Annotated in this window: 11 protein-coding genes and 2 pseudogenes; 7 read left to right on the forward strand and 6 right to left on the reverse strand. The window is 55.2% G+C overall.

Features of this window, described 5'->3' with window-relative positions:
• Window positions 1-956: 956 nt before the first annotated feature.
• The 4 genes from EDD52_RS20320 to EDD52_RS20335 are packed head-to-tail and all read right to left on the reverse strand — an operon-like array spanning window position 957 to window position 6,677.
• Window positions 957-2,780, reverse strand: coding sequence for a TniQ family protein (locus EDD52_RS20320; protein WP_132248422.1), 1,824 nt, complete (start codon window positions 2,778-2,780; stop codon window positions 957-959).
• The gene (locus EDD52_RS20325; protein ID WP_165907604.1) at window positions 2,780-3,784 is read right to left on the reverse strand and encodes a TniB family NTP-binding protein; all 1,005 of its coding nucleotides are present in this window, start codon (window positions 3,782-3,784) and stop codon (window positions 2,780-2,782) included. Before EDD52_RS20325 ends, EDD52_RS20320 begins: the two co-directional genes overlap by 1 nt.
• A gap of 2 nt (window positions 3,785-3,786) precedes the next feature.
• Window positions 3,787-6,006: a Mu transposase C-terminal domain-containing protein gene (locus tag EDD52_RS20330; protein ID WP_132248426.1), complete on the reverse strand. Its 2,220-nt coding sequence runs from the start codon at window positions 6,004-6,006 to the stop codon at window positions 3,787-3,789.
• Window positions 6,003-6,677: a hypothetical protein gene (locus tag EDD52_RS20335; RefSeq protein ID WP_132248428.1), complete on the reverse strand. Its 675-nt coding sequence runs from the start codon at window positions 6,675-6,677 to the stop codon at window positions 6,003-6,005. Before EDD52_RS20335 ends, EDD52_RS20330 begins: the two co-directional genes overlap by 4 nt.
• An 892-nt stretch (window positions 6,678-7,569) precedes the next feature.
• Here EDD52_RS20335 and EDD52_RS20340 point away from each other — a divergent pair.
• The 4 genes from EDD52_RS20340 to EDD52_RS20355 are packed head-to-tail and all read left to right on the forward strand — an operon-like array spanning window position 7,570 to window position 14,998.
• Window positions 7,570-10,008 carry a type I restriction-modification system subunit M gene (locus EDD52_RS20340; protein WP_132248430.1) on the forward strand — a complete coding sequence of 813 codons (2,439 nt, stop codon included), beginning with the start codon at window positions 7,570-7,572 and terminating at the stop codon, window positions 10,006-10,008.
• A complete protein-coding gene (locus EDD52_RS20345; RefSeq protein WP_132248432.1) occupies window positions 10,005-11,177 on the forward strand; it encodes a restriction endonuclease subunit S in 1,173 nt (390 codons plus the stop codon). Before EDD52_RS20340 ends, EDD52_RS20345 begins: the two co-directional genes overlap by 4 nt.
• Window positions 11,178-11,220: 43 nt before the next feature.
• Window positions 11,221-14,289, forward strand: a complete 3,069-nt coding sequence (locus EDD52_RS20350) for a type I restriction endonuclease subunit R (protein ID WP_132248434.1) — start codon at window positions 11,221-11,223, stop codon at window positions 14,287-14,289.
• On the forward strand, window positions 14,279-14,998 hold the full coding sequence (locus tag EDD52_RS20355) for a M48 family metallopeptidase (protein ID WP_132248436.1): 720 nt from the start codon (window positions 14,279-14,281) through the stop codon (window positions 14,996-14,998). Before EDD52_RS20350 ends, EDD52_RS20355 begins: the two co-directional genes overlap by 11 nt.
• 234 nt (window positions 14,999-15,232) lie before the next feature.
• Here the strand turns inward: EDD52_RS20355 and EDD52_RS20360 are convergent, their stop codons facing one another.
• Window positions 15,233-15,856, reverse strand: coding sequence for an HNH endonuclease (locus EDD52_RS20360; protein WP_132248438.1), 624 nt, complete (start codon window positions 15,854-15,856; stop codon window positions 15,233-15,235).
• Between the two features lie 2 nt (window positions 15,857-15,858).
• Window positions 15,859-17,328: an AAA family ATPase gene (locus EDD52_RS20365; protein ID WP_132248440.1), complete on the reverse strand. Its 1,470-nt coding sequence runs from the start codon at window positions 17,326-17,328 to the stop codon at window positions 15,859-15,861.
• A 301-nt stretch (window positions 17,329-17,629) separates the two neighbouring features.
• Between EDD52_RS20365 and EDD52_RS20370 the strand changes: the two are divergent.
• The 3 genes and pseudogenes from EDD52_RS20370 to EDD52_RS20380 all read left to right on the forward strand — a co-directional run.
• A pseudogene (locus EDD52_RS20370) lies at window positions 17,630-18,763 on the forward strand (IS3 family transposase).
• A gap of 17 nt (window positions 18,764-18,780) precedes the next feature.
• A pseudogene (locus EDD52_RS20375) lies at window positions 18,781-19,059 on the forward strand (transposase); the annotation flags it as partial.
• Window positions 19,060-19,358: 299 nt separating this feature from the next.
• A partial coding sequence (locus EDD52_RS20380; protein WP_243652039.1) for an IS110 family RNA-guided transposase occupies window positions 19,359-20,446 on the forward strand: 1,088 nt, incomplete at its 3' end.

Here is a 20,446-nt window from a genome sequence, read left to right on the forward strand (position 1 = left end):
CGTGCGACTGCCCGGAGCTGCGCTATTCTCCTGAGAGTCAGCAAAGAGCCGGCCTCTCGGTAGGTCGCGATAAATCCTTCGGCACCCAGAATGCGAGCGAGGCGCGCCATCTGCTTGTGCCGGTCTACAGCCTTGGGCTTGTTATGATGGTGGACATTCGCGACACGAGGCCCTCAGAGACTATGTCCGGATAGACGCCGCGCTACACGCAGGAGCAGCAAGCCGTACGTAAACCAGACATAAAATGACAACAAAATGGGGTGGCCTTTGGCCGCCCCATTTACGTTTCCGCCCCGGAGAGATTTGCTCGGATCAAGGGCCATCGGGTTTGCTTGTGCTTTGAGACAACCTATTGCCGTGCCGACGGACACGACCGCGCCATTCAACGCGTTGATCTCATGGAAGTTACGCTGTTCCGGACGACCCAGCGCTCAATCATCAACTGCAACACATCCGTCGGGGAGCAATAACCTTACCCTGCCCTGCCGCCCCGTCATGAAGAATTCCAAACTGGACAGGAATTTCTTCAAATTCGGTTTTGGACGGCACACCTGCCGCACCATATCCCTTGGGACAGAGTCGAACCTCGGGCATTATGCTTCAGGGGCTATCAACGAGAAAATCGGGCGTTTCCGCCCGATAGACTTCTTATGCTTGCAAAATGGACGTTCTAACCCGGCCGATGGCCACAAATTGGTGGTCAGAACATTACACAACTGTTCCGGCAACCATTTAATGGCCATCGAAACCATCTAAGTTATTGTTTTTATTTAGGACAAAGAAAGAGCCGGCCAATAGGTTGACCATTTCGCAAGCAATATAGGTCCACTCGCTTACGGCGCAAAACAGCCCAATAAGATTTACCGGATCCTGAAGGAATTTTCCAAACAAAAAAGCCGCCCTACTGGGCGGCTTTGGAGTTCGAATACGAGAATGGGCATGTAAGCCCCATTATGTTAAGTGAAGAGAGCTTCGCGCAAATCTGAGATCCGGTAGAAATCCACACCCACGGAAGCCTTGGAAACTGCGGGCCGAACTCCTGATCTTTTCAGGCGTCCCACGACTTCCCCAACTTGCAGATCATACTGCTCTGCAAGACGAGCCGGCGTAGTAAAGGTTGCCTTGAACCCTGCCACGCTATCGGGATCGAACCGCAAGATTTTGTGATCCTGATCTGGACCGATAATCTCGAAGACCGCCAGCTGAGTTGTCTCGTCATGATGGTCAACCAGCCGCCAACCAACCTCTTTCGGTATCTTGAGGGCTGAGAACGCTTCCATCGAAGACATTCCCGCGGTGACAGTTTCTTTCTGACTTTTCACTTCGTCCGGATCCACCAAAATCGCGCCGATCCCTTCCAGGTCATTAACGCAGGCTACGCGACCGAGAAAGCCTCCGAGGATCAAGTGCACTACTACCACCGCCGGAACCTTGGCCTTTTCCGCAGCTTTTGAAATCGTCACCATCCCAGCAGATGGTTGGTCATTCAAAACCGCCTTTGCCTGAAGCTTGCCAACCAGCATGGCAATCTCCTCCTGATCAACGGATTTCTGCGTCCGACCTTTAACTCCGGGGCTCCCAGAATAGATGGGTGTGAGCAGGCGATCAGAGAAAAGCTGATCCACCAGAGGGCGGGCGCAATTCATGAAATCGGGCAAAGAAATCACATGAACCATGCGTTTTATGCGGCTCGCAACCTCCCTGCCTTTGCCCACCGGGATCGGGAAGTGCGCAGGGGCGTTTTCCGGAATGACGTCAGCAGCCACCAACACGCTGCGCAGGGTCCGTGCATCCAGTTTTTGCTCCTTGGCCAGCGACGCCACAGTGTGCAGCAGACGCTCAGGCAGTGCGACGCCCAGGACCTTCTCCCCAGCAGCGAGCGCAATGTTTTCAACGATCACCTCCCTAAGAATGCGGACGATGTCTCCTGGCTCTTTGAGTGACTTGGAATGTGCCAAGGCATTGTAGAAGCATCCGAAAATTTTGCGCGCACCAGGGGTGCCAGATGCGCAATCAAATTTGCGGATTTGTGACTGAAGTGCTGGACGAATGCCGTCCTCGCCTTGCGAAGTGCATTCGAACCCCATCCGCCCGGCAAAGTCCCAGTCATCTTGGGACAGTTCAGGCAACTTCTGCTGGGGTCCAAATGCCAGCAACGCACCGAGAAGTTCGGTCGCACGTGTTGCTTGATCCAAAGTCTGTGCGTCCAGCCAGACCGGCCCGGATTTTCCATCCAGACGGCGCAGAACATAATCCTGGAGCGGGGACACTGAACGGCGCGGTGCCTTTGCGATCATCTCATCAAGCTCGTCTCCACGCTCAGGCACGCGCCGATTGAGTTCATGAAACTTGTCATCCCACTTAGCCTTCGCCTGCCTGACGAGTGGAATCGAGTGGTGCGGACATGTCCTCACCACAGAGAGAGACCACTCCCAACGTCCAAGGCGCCTGCCAGTCTGATCGTCTTCTGCCAAGCACGCAGGGCAGAAGACGGTGAAAGGGTTGGCCAGAAACTCGGCAGAGACCATCTCGCCGCGGAGATCATATGCCCGCTTCCCGATCCGCACGGCGGCATTCGCGCGCAGATTGGCAAGCGGGACACCAGAGACCTCAGCCAACCGGCTAAGCGCCTTCTCGTTATTGGAAGCCATATCTTCGGGGGCAACTTGGAAATCGTGAAGGAATGGCACCAGGTGGCCACCTGTGTGGGTCTCAGCGAGGAACGCTGCAAAAGACAGAGGGCTTTCGTTCTGGTCGAAGGGGATGTGAGGTGCCAGCATTAGCGTTCTCCCGCCGAAGTGAGCTTCGTCTCGCCCAGATCAATCGTGGCCCAATGGCGTGCCAGAAAGACATTCTGGCCCATGGCGCAACCTTCCTGCATACCCCAGCTCTCGGCGAAGTGGTTGATCATCAATTCATTGGCATCTTCCAATGCCGCAATTTCGAGGGCCGCGAGGATGTTCTCGATACAACGACCGAAGCGGTTGCGACTGGCGTGCACAAGCCGATCCACCAGGTCATCCGCCGAAGGAGGCTGCATGCCAACAGCGTCGCAGAAATTGGCGATGACACCGGTCAAAGCCCTCCGGTCCGAATGCGGCGAGACATCAGCCAACGGCAAACGCCAGTAGCGACGCGTGACTTGGGCATCACAGGAGGCGATCTGCCAGAGGCTCTCGATGCCGCTCAGCACAACACTGACGGCGCCGTCCCCCTGCATCAGGTTCCGGACTGTTTTCAGGAACACATCAACCTTGAAACGTGTGCCTGCACCAAAAAGGTCGTGTGCCTCGTCGATCCAAAGGATCGCCGTTCCACGCTGCTTGAACCGGTGCCGCACCTGCCGCATGAGGTCGTCCTCAGTCACTGCGTTTGAGCGCGAGGCCGCTGGATATCCGCTTGCGTGCAGGATCTCGATCGCAAGGCTTTTGGCCGTAGGAGGGCTGGGCACACGAACCCCAACCCATGGCTGATGCGCAGCATTGCGCGGCTGAAGCGCGGGGTGGGTTTTGAGACCATGCAGCACAAGGGATGTCTTACCACCGCCAGCAGGCTCTACGACGGCGATCCCGCGGGCATCGCCATTCTTGGTGTAAAGGCGAGGTGCGGCAATGACGTTGCCCTGCTCATCGCGCTGCAGCAACCGGTCGAGGTAGCTGCGGAACTGGACGTCCCGCGGCGTCGAGAGATGTTTGTCCCGCAGCCGATCGACGGCTGCGAGCTTCGTGTTGATGGAAGGAAGTGCTGTAGGTGTTGTGTTGATGGTCGGAAATGTTGCGCTCATGTTCATTTATCCTCTACGGTCCAAGCGTTACTTTCATCAGCCCCATCGGCATCGTTGCCAGACTGATGATCGGGAAATTGGATCGTCCCAAAGCTGCCGGAAGCAATTTCCGTAAGGTCAGGCTGATCATTTTCACCGGATGCGTCCGAGGGCGATGAACCCACCATAGGAAGGCTGGTACCCCACGCGCTGCGTTGACCGTCGTAGGGGTTCTGAGCCTCGGTTTCAGAAGTCTTGAAACCGATGAACAACCGGTCCTCTTCGTAGTTCATCCGCTCATCAGACCAATCTTCCACAGTGAGGCCAACGTGCGTCATTGCAGCACCGTTTGTTTCTTTGATGAAATCGAGCGCTTGCCGGACCACAGAACGATCAACTTCCGCATTGCGATTATTCTGCGCCCGAATTTCTGCTGCCGCCTGCAGCCACTCCTGTGCCGAGACGCCACGATACCTGTCAAAGACTGCAGGAACTTCGAACCAGCGACCGCTCAACTCTACCCAGATTGCGCCGATGTCTTCAGGGTACCAGCGAACGTTAACCTTCCGCTCTTCGGATTGCGCCATATAGCGGGCCAGGACTTCAGAATGGTAACGGACGCCAAAGACCGTGATCCCTTTGCGAGTGACTGTGCGCTCATGTTCTTGCCCAAAGATCAAACGGCGACGGCCAAGGTCAGGCGGCGGCTGGACACCGAATTTCTCGACCAGGCGGTTCCAGCAGTCCAACGGTGTCTCTCCATTCAGCCCGCTATGCGCCGAGCGGTGATAAACATCGACAACATAGCGCACCAAGACCGAGCAGAACTCCTCCGGGTTCAGACAGGCACGCTCTCCGGAGTCATAGTCGCCGCGGGCGGCAATGTTGCTGAATGTACGCCCACTCAACCTCGGCATAAGCTGCGTGGCAAAGGTACCGAAGACACGCTCGATCCGGCCCTTCAGTTGCGGATCTCCCGCCGGGCAGTATTCCACTGTAATCCCCAAATCGGACGTCCGCGTCCGGACAAGCATCGAAAGGTTATAGCTCGCGCAGTCGGTCACGATATGCGAAGGCCACCCGAATTGGTTCCACGGGGAAAGACCGCCGCAAGCGTCCGCCCAGACGCCCTTGTCGCGCATCATCATTTCGATGACCCGCAGGGCACTCTGCGAATTGGGGGTACGGGAAATCACCATACCGACAATGCAGCGCGTCGCAGAACAAATTGCGACGGTGATCCACCAGCGCGCTTTCTTCTTGTCCAGCCCGAGCTTTTTCTTCTCCTCGGCTGTCAGGTGGTGGAACAACCCTCCCTCCGCCATCAGCGTAATGGCATCAACGTCCCACTCATCGAACTCTACACGCTGCATGGGCCTTTCCACCTGCAGGCCCATACCTACTGGCGCGAAGTGACGGTTTGCAGCTTGACGGCTGTGCCGGGTCAACGTCACATCGAATGGGTTGAGCTTGCGGATTGCCTGCCGCACGGTTTCGCGAGAGGGGCAAACCAGTTCTGGTTGTCCTTCGGCACGACGTTTCGCGTTCTCATCGACGAAGGCGTCTTTCACTTCCCCGAAAATTATCGCCTGAGATGGTTGTTGATCATCGAGGTATTTGCTGACGATCTGACCCATGATCATCAGCTCATCTGCAGTAAGGCGCCGGTCACGGTTCCCACGCTCGACCATGTTATCGTAGAGCCCTGCCAGACCAAAACGCCGCTCTTTACGCTCCCATTCAATCACCGTCTTGGCGCCCAGCTTTCTTGGAACGGCAAGACTTTCACTGCTGTCTTCCGGATGGCCCTCAGCCAAAATTTCCCCGACGCGAAGTTTGATAACCCCAAGGTAAGGCCTAACAGAATTAGCTGAGCGGCTGACATTCTTAGTCTCGTCCATCAACAGCTCACGGAATGCTTGAACTGTTGCCATCCGCATCGCTGCCTTTTTTTGTGCCTCCGGCCCCCTGAGGGAAAGAAGTTCATTGTCCGGCAGAATGCGCTCGCGCAGATGCTCAGGCTGATGTTCATTCGGTGTGCAGGCAAAATTCCCGACCGACAGGTAACGGCTGATCTCCGCGTTGGTCATTACCTGGGGAACGCCTACCCCTTTCGCGGCCACAAATGTGTGGCCCTCCTCACGCGTCTCAAAGTAGCGATAGGGCTGCTGTCCGATCACGATGCCGTCGTATTTCGAGAACGAAAATTTTGGCTGCACCGGGCTTGGTTTACTGGCGATCATTTGGAAATCCTCCGACGCACGTAGGCCTCGTGGGCAATACGTACCTTTTTGACGAGTTCGAGTTCATGAGAACGGATCAAGCGCACGATCGCCCGAAAGCCGCGCGCGCCAAGGCCAATCGCATCGACCAGATCCTGAATTTGAGCAGTGGCGACCATCTTAGCCATCGCCGCGCGAGCAGCCGCATCAGCTTCGAAATCCGCGTGGCGCATTTCGTGCATGATTTCGGCGTTGAAGTACTCGACCGGATCAATATCGCGTTCAGTCATGACAACGACTTCGTCGGCAAAATCCGGCGTCACCTGTGCTGCGATCCGCGCCAGTTCGAGCTGAACTTCGGGATGAAGGCGGCGATACTCGGATTTCACCATGATGGCCTTACGGCTACCATCTGCCATCAGCGCCACGAAATCAAAGTGATGATTTCCTGGTTCGCCGTCAGGTTTCACCCACGCAAACGGCACTTGGTTTTCCAAGCCCACGACATCGGGCCGGGCAAGCGTTACGAGTGCAACACGAAGTTCGGTGTTGCTCTCGACGTCCATTGTTTCACCTTCGTCAGGCCCGAAGGTGAATTGGCCTGTAAAGTGATTGCGGCGCCCTTTTGCGACTTTGCGATCTGTTTTCCGGCGCACGGGAAAGGTCACGCCGCCTCCTGGTGTAAGTTTCATTCCTTGTCTCCATTTGACATAGGGGTATCGCTCGCCGGAATTTGCTCCGACGCTGCCCGCAGGCTGCGATACAAATTGTTGGTAGTGTTTTGGGCCGCTCAGTGTTTCAGGCGGCTCCGATTACAAGCCCCTCGATGAATTGGCTTGCTGGCTTGTGCTGGGTTACTCTGTGTCCTTGACCATCATGATCATCTCCTGCTGGGTTGCCCACTCAACCGACGCCGTCCTGCGACTGTCGATTAAGAGGTTGGCCGGATGCCTGTTTCACGAAGAAAAAACTGCGTTCGGATCAGTATCTTTGGCTGTTAGCCTTCGCTTGAGGACGAGAAACTACCCATCTCGGATGCTCGAACAACAGCTGATTTTGGCCAAAATTTATTTGCAGAAACCGTTTCCGTCGAAATAGAAACGATCCCATACGTCAATCAAAATAAGCTCAAGTATTTGATTAATATATAAAAATACAGGTCGAAGGACAAACCTCAGAATGGGCGCTCTGGGGTTTTCTTTTCTGGACCTTTGGAAAGGGGACCAATCAGTGACAGACACCCAATAATGGCAGCGACATTTTTGCAACGCACCGAAGCAAAGCGGAACTGTAAATGTAGGTTCGAAACATCGCGGCGGTCATCGGACACGAGAATAGGGCCGCGAATCGCAGGATGTCTTTAACGAAGATCGCTGAGCGCGCGGCAAGCGCAGATGCAGAAACGCCCGCTTCCAGCGCCTCTCTGAATTTGCAGCAAAGTAGGTTGCCCGCTTACAAGTTTCGCCTGGCAGGCACTCCGCCAAAGCGGGTAATGTTCTTGAGAAGCCTGAATATTTCCTGTCTTAATAGAAAAAACAACCAAGCCCGCTTCTGAAGCAGGATCATCGGCATAAGAGGTGCAGCATGGCAATCAAGAAAAGTGATATTTACCGATCCCTCTGGGACAGTTGCGACCAATTGCGAGGAGGCATGGATGCCTCACTCTACAAAGATTACATCCTCACCTTGCTCTTCGTGAAATACGTCTCCGACCGGGCGGGTCAGGCCGACGCCCTCATCGAGGTGCCAGAAGGCTGCTCTTTCGAAGACATCCGAAGCCTGCGCGGAACTAAGGAAATCGGCGAAGGCATCGACACAGCTATCGCAGGCATTGCGGAAGCGAACGACCTAAAGAACGTCATCGACCGCGCCTACTTCAACGATACCGAAAAGTTCGGTCGCGGTGCCAAGATGATCACCACGCTCACCGCGTTGATCAACATTTTCAGCCGCGAAGAGCTGAACTTCAGCCGCAATCGGGCAGATGGCGACGACATTCTGGGCGATGCCTACGAATACCTGATGCGGAATTTCGCGACGGAGTCAGGTAAGAGCAAGGGACAGTTCTACACGCCTGCGGAGGTCTCTCGTATCGTGGCGGCAGTCGCAGGCGTCAATCGCGCCACCAGCCCACAGCAGACCGTATACGACCCCACCTGTGGGTCCGGCTCACTGTTGCTGAAGGCAGCCGACGCCGCCGATGTCAGCCTGACCATCTATGGGCAGGAAATGGACATCACCACGCGCGGCCTCGCCAAGATGAATATGATCATGCACGGGCGCGAGGATGCTGAGATCGCCCAGGGCGACGTTATTGGCGAACCGCAATTCAAGGCATCCGAAACCGAACTACAGACCTTCGACTTCCTCGTCGCCAACCCGCCCTTCTCTGCCAAGGCTTGGGGCTCTGGTCTGACCGCCGATACCCGGTTCGGACGCTTTGATCTTGGCATGCCACCGGACAAGAATGGCGACTTTGCCTTCCTCCTGCACATCCTCGGCTCGATGAAGGCCACAGGCTCCGGCGCGGTCATCCTGCCCCATGGTGTGCTGTTTCGCGGCAACAAGGAATCCGAGCTGCGCGAAAAGATCCTCAAGCGCGGCTATATCAAGGCGATTATCGGCCTGCCCGCGAACCTGTTCTACGGCACCGGCATTCCCGCCTCGATCATCGTTCTCGACAAATCCGGGGCCTGCGCCGAGCGCCCTGTATTTATGATCGACGCCTCGCGCGGCTTTATCAAGGACGGTAACAAGAACCGCCTGCGCGAGCGGGACATCCACAAGATTACCGACGCCTATACCCGCGAGGCCGAAATCAAAGGCTACAGCCGCCTCGTCCCCTATGCCGAGATTACGCGCAACGACTTCAACCTGAATATCCCGCGCTACATTGACGGCTCCGATCCCGAAGATCTTCAGGACATCGAGGCGCACCTGAAGGGCGGCGTGCCGAACCGTGATATAGACCTGCTGGCCGAGTTCTGGGATGTCATGCCGGGCGTGCGCGCCACCCTCTTCGGGCCGAACCCACGCGCAGGCTACTCTGATCCCCTGATCGAGCCGGAGGAGGTTCGCACGACCATCCGCAACCATCCCGAATTCGGGGCCTTCCGCAACCGAGTCCATGCCATCCTCGACGGCTGGGCGGGACAGAACGCGCCGCTCATGGATGGCATTCAGATCGGCGACAAGCCGAAGGACCTGATCCACACCATCGCCGAGGAGATGCTGACCCGCTTTGCCGAGGCCCCACTGATTGACCAGTATGAGGCCTATCAGCGGCTCATGTCATACTGGTCGGACACGATGCAGGACGACGTGTTCATCATCGCCCATGATGGCTGGGACGCGGCCAAGGAACTGCGCGAGGCCCGAAAGGAGACCGACGCCAAAGGTAAGGTCAAATGGCTGGAAGAGGCCGACCTGACGGTGAACAAGGTGCGCCTTGTGGCCGATGTCATCCCGCCCGCGCTGATCGTCGCGCGGTTCTTCCCCGAGATGCAGCAGGCGCTGGACGATGGGCAGGCCAAGGCAGAGGAACTGGGCCGCGAGATCGAGGAACTGGTCGAGGAACACGGGGTTGAGGGCGGACTGCTGGCCGATGCGCTGACCGAGGCGGGCAAACTGACCGCCGCTTCGGTGAAGGCGCGTATGAAATCCGGCGAGGCCGACGCCGATGAGGACAAGTTGCTGAAACAGTTGGCCAAGGTGATGACAGCCGAGACGGCGGCCAAGAAGGCGGTCAAGGAGGTCGAGGAGGCACTAACCGAGGCCACGCTGAAGAAATACCCCGAATTGACCGAGGAGGAAATCCGCTCCCTGGTCGTGGATGACAAATGGCAGACCGACATAGCCGAGCTGATCGAAGCCGAGATTGAGGCGCGGACCGAGCAGATGACCGCCCGGGTGCGGGTCCTGACAGAGCGGTATGGGTATACGTTGCCCGAAGTTTCCGCCGAAATGAACGCACTTTCAAAGCAAGTCGACGAGCACCTCAAGGCTATGGGGTTCGTAGCGTGAAAGATACGAACTTGCCTGATGGGTGGATAGAGCTTCCGATTGAGAAACTGGCCCAGATCACAACCGGTTCTCGCGATACCAAAGATCGCGAGGAGAACGGTGAATACCCTTTCTTCGTCCGTTCGCAGACCGTTGAGCGTATTAACTCAGTCGGTTTCGACGGTGAAGGCGTGTTGACTGCCGGCGATGGTGTCGGAACCGGAAAGATATTCCACTACATCAACGGAAAGTGCGACTTTCACCAGCGTGTCTACTTGGTGCACTCCTTTAGCCCCGCGATATCAGGCCGATACTTCTACTTTTATTTCCGCTCGTTCTTCTATGATCGCATCATGTCAATGACGGCGAAATCATCTGTGGATTCTGTTCGCCGCGAGATGATCGCCGACATGTTAGTTCGACTACCTGAAAACCCAAGAGAGCAGAACCGGATTGTGGAAGCGCTTTCGGATGCGGATGCGTTGATCGAGGGGCTGGAGCGGCTTATCGCCAAGAAGCGGCTCATCAAGCAGGGCGCGATGCAGGACCTCCTGACCGCCAAGCGCCGCCTTCCGGGGTTTTCGGGGGAGTGGGAGAAGACGCCTCTTGGCGATATCGGCCCCTTCGTCGGCGGGGGCACCCCCAGCATGGCAAGAGAGGACTTCTGGAAAGACGGAACGGTTCCATGGGTTTCGTCGTCTGATGTTCGCATCGGCGAATTGCATGGTGCCGAGCGATTGATAACTAACGCGGCTGTAAAGGGATCGAGCACACGAGTTGTTGAGCACGGCTCAATCCTGTTCGTTACTCGAAGTGGCATTCTTCGACGCTTCCAGCCGGTCATGATCAACTCGGTGCCTGTGGCAATCAATCAAGACATCAAGGCCCTGCTGCCGCGTTCGTCCGCGTATTCGCCTCGCTACGTATTTCATGCCGCGGTTGCTTCTGGCGATCAGATCCTCCGCGATTGCATGAAAACAGGCACAACGGTCGAAAGCATTGATCTCAATGCACTGCGTCGTTTCCAAATCAACTGCCCGCAAGATCAGGCGGAGCAGGACGCTATAGCGGCCGCCTTGACCGACATGGACGCCGAAATCCAAGCCCTCGAAACGCGCCTCGAAAAGGCACGGCAGGTGAAAGAGGGCATGATGCAAAACCTTTTGACCGGACGGATCAGGTTGGTCTGACAATATTTTGAGCAAATGAATTTCAAGAGATAGGGACAATGCCATGGGCAAGATCGGCGAGGCGGAACGCAAGGCACAGAACAGGGTCATCGACCTGCTCAGCGCACATCAGACCGACGCGCCCGGTGGCCTCGGCTGGCGCTACCTCGGTGATTGGCAAAAGCGCGAGGGCAATACCAATATTGAGGAGGATCTGTTGCGTCCCTGGCTCCTGTCGCGAGGTTACGCCCCTGAAATCGTCACCAGGGCTATTACCCTACTGAAGCGCGAGGCGCGAATGGAGGGCACCAAGCTCTACGAGGCCAACCAGAGCTTTTACGAGATGCTCCGCTATGGTGTGGCCGTCGCCCCTGGCCCGGGTGAGGCCCCCGTCACCGTCCGCTTTATCGACTGGTCTGACCCCGCCGCCAACGACATGGGCGTCGCCGAAGAGGTCGCCATCAAGGGAAAGGACGCCAAGGCCTGGAACAAACGTCCCGATCTGGTGCTTTTCGTCAACGGCATCGCGTTGGGTGTGGTGGAGTTGAAAAAATCCACCGTGGGCGTCGCCGAAGGCATCCGTCAGACGCTCGACAACCAGCGGCCCGAGTTTATCCGACATTTCTTTACCGCCGTGCAGATCACCTTCGCCGGCAACGACAGTGAGGGGCTACGCTACGCCCCAATCCAGACGCCGCAGCCCTACTGGCTGGCCTGGAAGGAAGACAGCGAGATCACCGGCCCGCTTGACCGTGATGTCACGCATATGATGACCCCCGCGCGGTTCCTTGAAATCATCCACGACTTCACCCTGTTTGACGCAGGCATCAAAAAGATCACGCGCCCCAACCAGTATTTTGCCGTGAAGGCCGCACAGACCCGCGTGCGGGAAAAGCAAGGCGGGATCATCTGGCAGACGCAGGGGTCCGGCAAAAGCCTGATCATGGTGATGCTGGCGCGCTGGATCAGGGAAGCATTCCCAGATGGCCGTATCCTGATCGTGACAGACCGCAAGGAGTTGGACAGCCAGATCGAAGACGTGTTCGGCAACACAGGCGACAAGGTGCGGCGCGCGCGGTCTGGCAATGACCTAATGGCCGCGCTGGCCGATCCGACCGACCGCGTTATTTGCTCCCTCGTCCATAAATTCGGCAAGCGCGAAGAGGGCGAGATGGAGGGGCTGATCTCCGACATCCAGAACGCCAACATCGGGGCACCTGTCGGCGAGTTCTTCGTGTTCATCGATGAGGCTCACCGCACGCAATCCGGCAAGCTCGCCAGCGCGATGCGCAAGGTGTTGCCAGAGGCGATGTTCGTCGGCTTTACCGGCACACCATTGCTGAAGTCAGACAAAGGCACTTCCCTGGAGACATTCGGCCCCTACATCGGCAAGCCTTACCGCTTTGATGAGGCGGTCGAAGATGGCGTGGTATTGGACCTACGCTATGAGGCACGGGATATCGATCAAAGGATCAGCGCACCAGGTAAGATCGACGCCTGGTTCGAGGCGAAGACCAAGGGCCTGACTCCGATCGCGAAGGCGGCCTTGAAGCAGCGATGGGGCACTTTGCAACGCGTGCTGTCGAGCCGCGACCGACTGGAGCAGATCGCCAACGATATCATTATGGACATGGAGATGAAGCCACGGCTGCATGCCGGGATGGGTAACGCCATGTTGGTGGCGGGTTCGATACCTGAGGCTTGCAAGTTCTTCGAAATTTTTAAGAAGTCCGGCTCTGTATTGGCGGAGAAATGCGCGATTGTGACCTCTTACAAACGCGCAGCACCTGAGATCACCGGTGAAGAAACCGGCATGGGCGAAACAGAAAAGCAATACGTCCATCGCGTCTATACGGACCTCCTGGGCGAAACCTCAGAAGAAGATTACGAAGAGGAAGCCCTGCGGCTGTTCAAGAAAGAGCCTGGCCGCATGAAACTGCTGATTGTAGTCAGCCGCCTCCTGACAGGATTTGACGCTCCAACGGCCACCTATATCTACATCGACAAACAGATGCGCGATCACGGCCTCTTTCAAGCTATCTGTCGCGTTAACCGCCTTGATGGGGAAGACAAAGATTTCGGATATATCGTCGACTACAAAGATTTGTTCAGGAATATCGAAAGTGCTGTCGAAGATTATACATCCGAGGCGTTCGATGCCTTTGACAAAGAGGATGTTGAAGGGCTGATCACCGACCGCGCTGAGCAGGCAGATCAGGACCTACGGGTGGCGCGAGACGCTTGGCTGGGCCTTATGGATAGCGTCGAACAGCCAAAATCAGATGACGAAATCTTTGCATATTTTTCGAGCCCACAGGGGATCAACAACGATCCCGATGCTGAAGAAAAGGCTCGGCGACGCCAAGCACTGTATAAGATCGCCGGTCGCTACGCCCGCGCCTATGCGAACATTGCGGCGGAGCCCGAAGGTTCGAGCCTAAACGACCTGGAGTTAACCGAGTGCCGTTGTGAAGTAGAGCGTGCCATCGGGATTAAAGATGCCGTCAGATTGCATAGCGGCGACGCGGTGGATATGAAGCTTTTTGAACCTGCTATGCGGCATCTGATCGATAACTATATCCGCGCAGACGACTCGGAAGTCATCTCACACCTTGGTGACATCAGCCTTATTGATCTGGTTGTCAGTAAGGGCTCAGACATTGAAGACAGCCTGCCTCCTGCCTCTAAAGGCAAGCGCCAGAACGTGGCGGAGGCGATTGAAAACAACGTTCGAAAACTGATCATCGAGGAGAGCCCCGTCAACCCGCGCTTCTATGAAAAAATGTCGGAACTTCTCACTGATTTGGTGCGCCAACGGCGTGATGAGGCCATCGAATACGCCGAATATCTCGAAAGGATCGCAGCCTTGGTTAGGGATGCAAAAGCGGGACATGGCAAAGAGTATCCCGAGACGATCGGGAGCGTCGGCCAGAAGGCATTATTCGATAACCTGGAGAACGACGAAGCGCTTGCCCTGAAGGTAGACGCCGCGGTCCGAGCAACAGCGCCATTCGGTTGGCGTGGTAACAAAATGCGCGAAAGGAAGGTCTGGCGCTGCTTGGAGCAAGTCCTGGATGACGCAAGCGCTGTGGAACGGGTTTTCGAGATATTGAAGAATCAAAATGAATACTGAGGTTGCTGAGATCGGCGGCCTCGACGTTGAGATCGTCCGCAAGAAGATCAAGAATCTACACATAGGTTGCTATCCGCCCGAAGGTAGGGTCAGGGTTGCCGCCCCAGAAAATGTAACCGCGGATGCAATCAGGCTCGCCGTCTTGACCAGGATGTCCTGGATAAGGCGCAAACAGACACAGTTTCTGAGCCAAGAACGCCAATCTCCACGCCGCTACATTTCCGGCGAAACACATTTCCTTTTTGGTCGGCCACTGAGACTTGAAGTGCAGGAATGGGACAAGAAGGTACACCGGTTCTTCAGGATGGGGAACGATAAGCTTTTGTTTAACATCCCAGAAAGCACTGAGCAGGAGAAACTACGCCGCTGGATGAATGCCTGGCTGAAATCTGAGCTTCGGAAACTGGCGGCGCCTCGACTTGAGAAGTGGGCTTTGCATTTGAAAGTACAACCGCGAAAATGGGGTATACGCCCAATGAAAACTAAGTGGGGCAGCTGCAATCCTGACAAGAGCATTATTTGGCTAAATGCGGAGCTCGCAAAAAAGCCTGAGCGGATGATTGACTACGTTATCCTTCATGAACTCGCGCACCTTATCTATCCTACACATGACAAAAAGTTCATTCGGGTTTTAGATAGCAATCTTCCTCATTGGAGAAATATACGCTGCGAGTTGAATGAACTTCCACTTGCCGCTTGGACTGAGTGAACTGTGGCGAAAAAACGAACGCACTTTCTGAAAAAAATCCGGTTAACTGAGCGAGTATGACACCGCGAGTAGAGATGGCGAGAGAGCGAACGTCTTTTGCGCAGGTGAAAAGCGGCAGCAACGCGCAACAATGTGATCATTGCCTATGAACCATGTCTTCGGCCAAGCCCGAGATCGCCCTTGGAAGAATACATCCAAACTAACAGTTTCAATCACATGGCGAAAACCCGTTTCTCACAAGAGAGACAGAAGGTCTGAAATCAAACCTTTTATCTTAGCTTGATCGCCGCTGTTGCCTTGAAGTGCCTTCGCCTCTGCCTCAATTCGCTCGACCTCTTCAAGACTTTCCCAGTCCACGTATTTTTCGGCGAGCCTGAGTAGACCACAGGTTTCAATAGTTTTTCGCCCTTTTTTGGATTTTGGATAGAAGAATAGCCCGCTTTTCTTGATGTGCTCATCGTAGTTGTCGAGATGTGGATGAACTATAAAGTAAATCGCACTTTGGGTTGGGACATTTTTTTTGGCTTTCGTGTTTGAAACCTTCTTGTTGGACTTTGCAGTATTGCAGTCAGGGCAAGAAATTGCGAGGTTCAGAGGCTCAAATGCAAATTGGGCAAAATCACTTAGCGGCAAGACGTGCTCTACCTCCCAAACTTTATGACTGTTGGAATGGGTGATTTCTCTACAATAGCAGCAAGTGTAATCTTGAGACTGGATTCCGAAATCCTTGATCGCCTTGCGCAAATTCATGGCTGCCTCACACCCCCACACATCACAGGATGCATCGTCAAGACGGCCTTGGAGGATCTCTTCAATCACAGCCTGCTGCTCGCCGCTGAATGAAATTTTTGCGTACATTTTTATTTTGTCAGATTTGAAATGTCATCAATGGCCCTTCCCAACTTGGAACTTGCACCAAGATCCTTGGAAAGCTTCTTCAGCATTGCAAGGCGTCTTTTGAAATCTAAAGATCCAACTTCCCCCCGCGCAATCGCATTTGCCGCCCTAATTATCTCCTGCTTGACGTATAGATTGTCGTCATCAATCACACCAAACTGAGTTGCGACGATTTCGTCAATCGACCTTGCAAAATGGCTTTCGCGCTGATGGCTACCATCTAATACATGCGTCAAATTAAGCACTGTTGTGTCTTCTTTCTTGGCGTCCGATACTATAATGGGGGAGTGTGTTGCAACGATGAAGTGACACCCACGAAATGCCGAAAATGTCTCCCTGAGTAGCTCCAAATATCTATCCTGCCACTCTGGATGAAGGCTGATCTCTGGTTCATCAATGAGAATAAGAGATGAATCCTGGATTCCTGACGCAATCCCAAGTATTCCGGAAATAATCGATATTTCCCCTGAGCTTGCTTGAAGAATTTCTAAGGGGTCGCCGTCGTCGTGACGTCGGAGGAAAACCTCACGAAAATTGAGCAGCCTCAAGTCCTTCAGAAGAAATAGCTCGCTGAGCAGGGCCGCAGCATTAGTGTCTTGCCCAATCTCTACTTCGATACGGCCTTGAAAAGGTCCGTGGTCGTAGTTTTCTTTTGCATGCAGCAAGGCTCGGCGAACCCTGTCCAATCCTGTGGGATCCGTCTGTAATAATAGTCCCAGGCGATTCATTTTCCCTGTGGAAGAGTTTTCCAAGACAGCGTGATCAATGGGATTTCCCGAAATTAGATCTTCTATAAGCCGTCGAGCGCTTGACATCACCCCTAAGGAATATGCCACCTGCACGACGGGCCTCAGACCCAGAAACTCGAAAACCAATTTTACTTTTGATAATTGGTCTGCGGTCCGGGTTTCGTTCAAGAAAATTCCTCGAATCGTTCGCAAAATTGCCGATCTGAAGTTCGTTCTGCCATTCGTATCTCGAAGCCCAACATAGTAGTAGCGTTGCTCATGATGCATAGACTCATCGTCCCGATAAGGGACGCGTTCTCTAATAACATCTCTTGACAGCCGGAATTTGTCGAATGGTGTGGTTGCACTGGCCACAATTCGGTTCGGAAGTACATCCCGCGGGCGGGTTTTTCCGTCACTTGAACCTCGGCCGTCCATGACGATCTCAGTGAGATTCTGACCTGACGATGTAGTCATCGAAATATTAAGAGATGAACTCCTCCTTGATGTAAATTCACCAATTTCCAAGCAAAGAGATTCAGCGATATCAGATAAAAGCTGACTTTTTCCAATTGAGTTTCTCCCTAAGATTATTGTGAAATAATTTCTGTCATCAATCGTATCAAAATCGGAAAATCTCAAATCCTTACCGAATAGAGGGTGAGCGCTACTCTTTTCGCCACGACCAATCTTGGAGCGTGTCATGACGTTTTTAATTTGGAAATTCACAACGTATGCTCTCTGGTTTGCGGTGAGGGGTATGCCTAAGCCATTTTAGTCCCAGCCACTTTATAAGTTAGTGCGTACCAAAGTTACAGGGTTCTGTCATACCATTTTGGTATCCAGCTCCTCATGGTTGACCTTCCCCCCGGTTTCCGGGCCATTGCGAACTGGAATTTTCCACCTTTGAATGGACGAAGGAGGAAGACCCATGAAGCGGAAGCGTTTCACAGAGTTGGAATGGGACCGTGGCCCCAGCGGGGCCGCGTAAGCCCATGTAAACGAGATCATCAGTGTGCTGAAGGAGAGCGAGGCAGGCGCGAAGACGGACGACGTTTGTCGGCGTCACGGCATCAGCTCGGCGACCTTCTACAGTTGGCGCAAGAAGTACGGTGGCCTGGAGGCTGGCGACGCCAAGCGTCTGAGGGCCTTGGAAGTGGAAAACGCCAAGCTGAAGCAGATCGTCGCGGACCAGATGCTCGACATGTCCGCGATGAAGGATCTGCTGCAAAAACATTGGTGAGCCCATGGCGAAGCGACGAGCTGTGGGCTTTCTGATGGCCGAGCGTGGGTTCAGCGAGCGGCGCGCCTGCCGGATCGTTGACCTGGCGCGGTCAGTGCAGCAATACCGACCGCAGCCAAAAGGCGACGAGGCCGCAATCAAACGCATGAAGGAGCGGCGTCGGAGCACCGGCGCTATGGCTATCTGCGCCTGCACGCGATGCTGCGTCGGGAAGGTCTCGTTGTGAACCACAAGCGCACATATCGGCTTTACACCGAGCATGGCTTGCAGGTTCGCACCAAGAAGCGCCGTAAACTGCCCAGGCGGGATCGCGTAGCACCGCAGGTGCCGGAGAGGCCCATGCAACGATGGTCCTTGGACTTCGTCAGCGATCAGTTGGCTGACTATCGCCGGTTCCGCGTACTCAACATCGTCGATGACCACAGCCGGTTCTGCCCCGGTCAAATTATCGACGTGTCGATCCCTGGGGCTCGCGTTGCCCGGTTCCTCGATGACTTGGCGCTGCGCGTTGGCCTGCCGGAAGAAATTATTCTGGACAACGGACCCGAAGGCACCAGCAAAGCCATGTTCGACTGGTCCGAACGAACCGGTGTGCGGCTGCGATTTATCGAGCCCGGCAAGCCTGTGCAGAATGCCTTCGTGGAGAGTTTTAACGGCAAATTCCGGGACGAGTGCCTGAACCTTCACTGGTTCCGATCACTACGCCATGCGCGCGAGGAAATCGGTCAATGGCGAAACCACTACAACAGCAAGCGCCCTCATTCGGCGCTTGGATATCTGTCACCTACGGAGTTCCGGACGAAAACCACCGCGTCAGCGCTTGAGACTCTTGCGGTCTACACGCTGCCGCTCAGCACTCAAACCCAACCGGAAGATTCCAGATCAAACCGGCCCTAACCGCGGGGGAAGGTCAGTTAGGGCTGACCCCTCGCAACCACTCCAGCGGCGGCAAGGAACGATTGGGCAAGATCACCAAGATGGGTGACCGATACCTGCGCCAGCTCATCGTGGTCGGAATGACATCGCGAGTGCGGCAGGTCGCCAATCATCCAGACCGCGCCGATCCATGGCTGACGAAGTTGTTGCAAAGAAAGCCAGCCCGGCTTGCGACCGTCGCCATGGCAAACAAGACTGCGCGGATCATATGGGCCGTGCTGACCAGAGATGAGCCCTACAAACCGCACGCGGCGTAGGTCGGCGCGCGCCCACGAGATAGCAAGACCGACGATGTGATGGTGTACCATTCAGCCGCAATGATCAGGACGCTCCGCCGAAAGTCCCGGGCGCAATTGCCCGCGAAGCAGATAGGAACCTGATCTGCGGATCCCATCAGGGCCAGCGGTGATGACCGCGCAAACAGGCCGGACACAAGACCGCTTCTGAAAAGGTACACGCAGTCTCATTTAAGCCTTGCTATGCGGGAGCCAATGGTATGGACCCCGCTGCCTTCGGGCGGCCACGATAAGACATTTGCAAAGCAAGGAGATGTATCATGGAAATTGTGCGGATCGGATTGGATTTGGCAAAGAACATTTTTGAGGTCCATGGTGTGGACGCTCAGGAAAGAGCAGTTCTAAGGAAGACATTGCGGCGGGATGCCGTGGCGCAGTTCTTCGCTGATTTGCCGCCTTGCATAGTTGGCATAGAGGCCTGTAGCGGATCGCATTACTGGGCGAAGGTGTTCACAGATATTGGGCACGAAGTCCGCCTGATCTCACCGCAGTTCGTGACGCCCTATGTCAAATCCAACAAGAACGACCGAAACGATGCCGAAGCGATTTGCGAAGCCATCAGCAGACCGTCGATGCGCTTCGTACCGGTCAAGTCTGCGGACCAGCTTGAGATCCAGGCCGTTCATCGCATCCGCCAGAGACTGGTGTCGGATCGGACCAGGTTGGTAAACCAAATCCGGGGGCTGTTGGCGGAGCATGGTCTGGTCGTCGCCCGAGACATCTCAAGGATCCGGTGCGCATTGTCGCAGATTGCCGATGGCACATATGCTCAGCTGGGTGACATGATGGTCGATCTGGTCTGCGACGTTCGCGAAGAACTCTGTGAACTGGATGATCGCATTGCAGCTTACACCAAACGCATCCGAGACCTCTTTCGTTCTAACGAGATGTGCCAGCGCATTGGCAGGATTGAAGGGATCGGGCCGATAACGGCTACAGCGCTGGTCGCCGCTGTTGGTGACCGGACTTGCTTCAAGAACGGACGGCAATTTGCGGCTTGGCTTGGACTTGTTCCCAAACAGCGATCCAGTGGCGGCAAATCCCGCCTCTTTGGGATCAGCAAACGCGGAGACCGATACCTGCGTACCCTGTTGATCCATGGCGCTCGCGCAGTTCTACGGAAGGCAGGTGGCAAAACAGACAAGCGAAGCCTGTGGATCGAGCGGATGCGCGATCGGCGGCACTCCAATGTTGTGGCCGTCGCGCTCGCTAACAAAAATGCCCGGGTCGTTTGGGCTGTTCTGTCCGGTCGCACTGAACCGCCCCGGGTTTACCGGAGAGTAAAACTCTTAAAAGGTGAGCCTCATGACAAACAAGAAACATACCCCGAGCTACACGGCCGAGTTCC

Source organism: Primorskyibacter sedentarius (assembly GCF_004342065.1).
Taxonomy (GTDB): domain Bacteria; phylum Pseudomonadota; class Alphaproteobacteria; order Rhodobacterales; family Rhodobacteraceae; genus Primorskyibacter; species Primorskyibacter sedentarius.

Excerpts from the sequence above, each read along its gene's own strand:
- EDD52_RS20320 (WP_132248422.1), bottom strand. The coding sequence starts at position 2,780 with ATGCTGGCACCTCACATCCCCTTCGACCAGAACGAAAGCCCTCTGTCT.
- EDD52_RS20325 (WP_165907604.1), bottom strand. The coding sequence starts at position 3,784 with ATGAGCGCAACATTTCCGACCATCAACACAACACCTACAGCACTTCCT.
- EDD52_RS20330 (WP_132248426.1), bottom strand. The coding sequence starts at position 6,006 with ATGATCGCCAGTAAACCAAGCCCGGTGCAGCCAAAATTTTCGTTCTCG.
- EDD52_RS20335 (WP_132248428.1), bottom strand. The coding sequence starts at position 6,677 with ATGAAACTTACACCAGGAGGCGGCGTGACCTTTCCCGTGCGCCGGAAA.
- EDD52_RS20340 (WP_132248430.1), top strand. The coding sequence starts at position 7,570 with ATGGCAATCAAGAAAAGTGATATTTACCGATCCCTCTGGGACAGTTGC.
- EDD52_RS20350 (WP_132248434.1), top strand. The coding sequence starts at position 11,221 with ATGGGCAAGATCGGCGAGGCGGAACGCAAGGCACAGAACAGGGTCATC.
- EDD52_RS20355 (WP_132248436.1), top strand. The coding sequence starts at position 14,279 with ATGAATACTGAGGTTGCTGAGATCGGCGGCCTCGACGTTGAGATCGTC.
- EDD52_RS20360 (WP_132248438.1), bottom strand. The coding sequence starts at position 15,856 with ATGTACGCAAAAATTTCATTCAGCGGCGAGCAGCAGGCTGTGATTGAA.
- EDD52_RS20365 (WP_132248440.1), bottom strand. The coding sequence starts at position 17,328 with ATGACACGCTCCAAGATTGGTCGTGGCGAAAAGAGTAGCGCTCACCCT.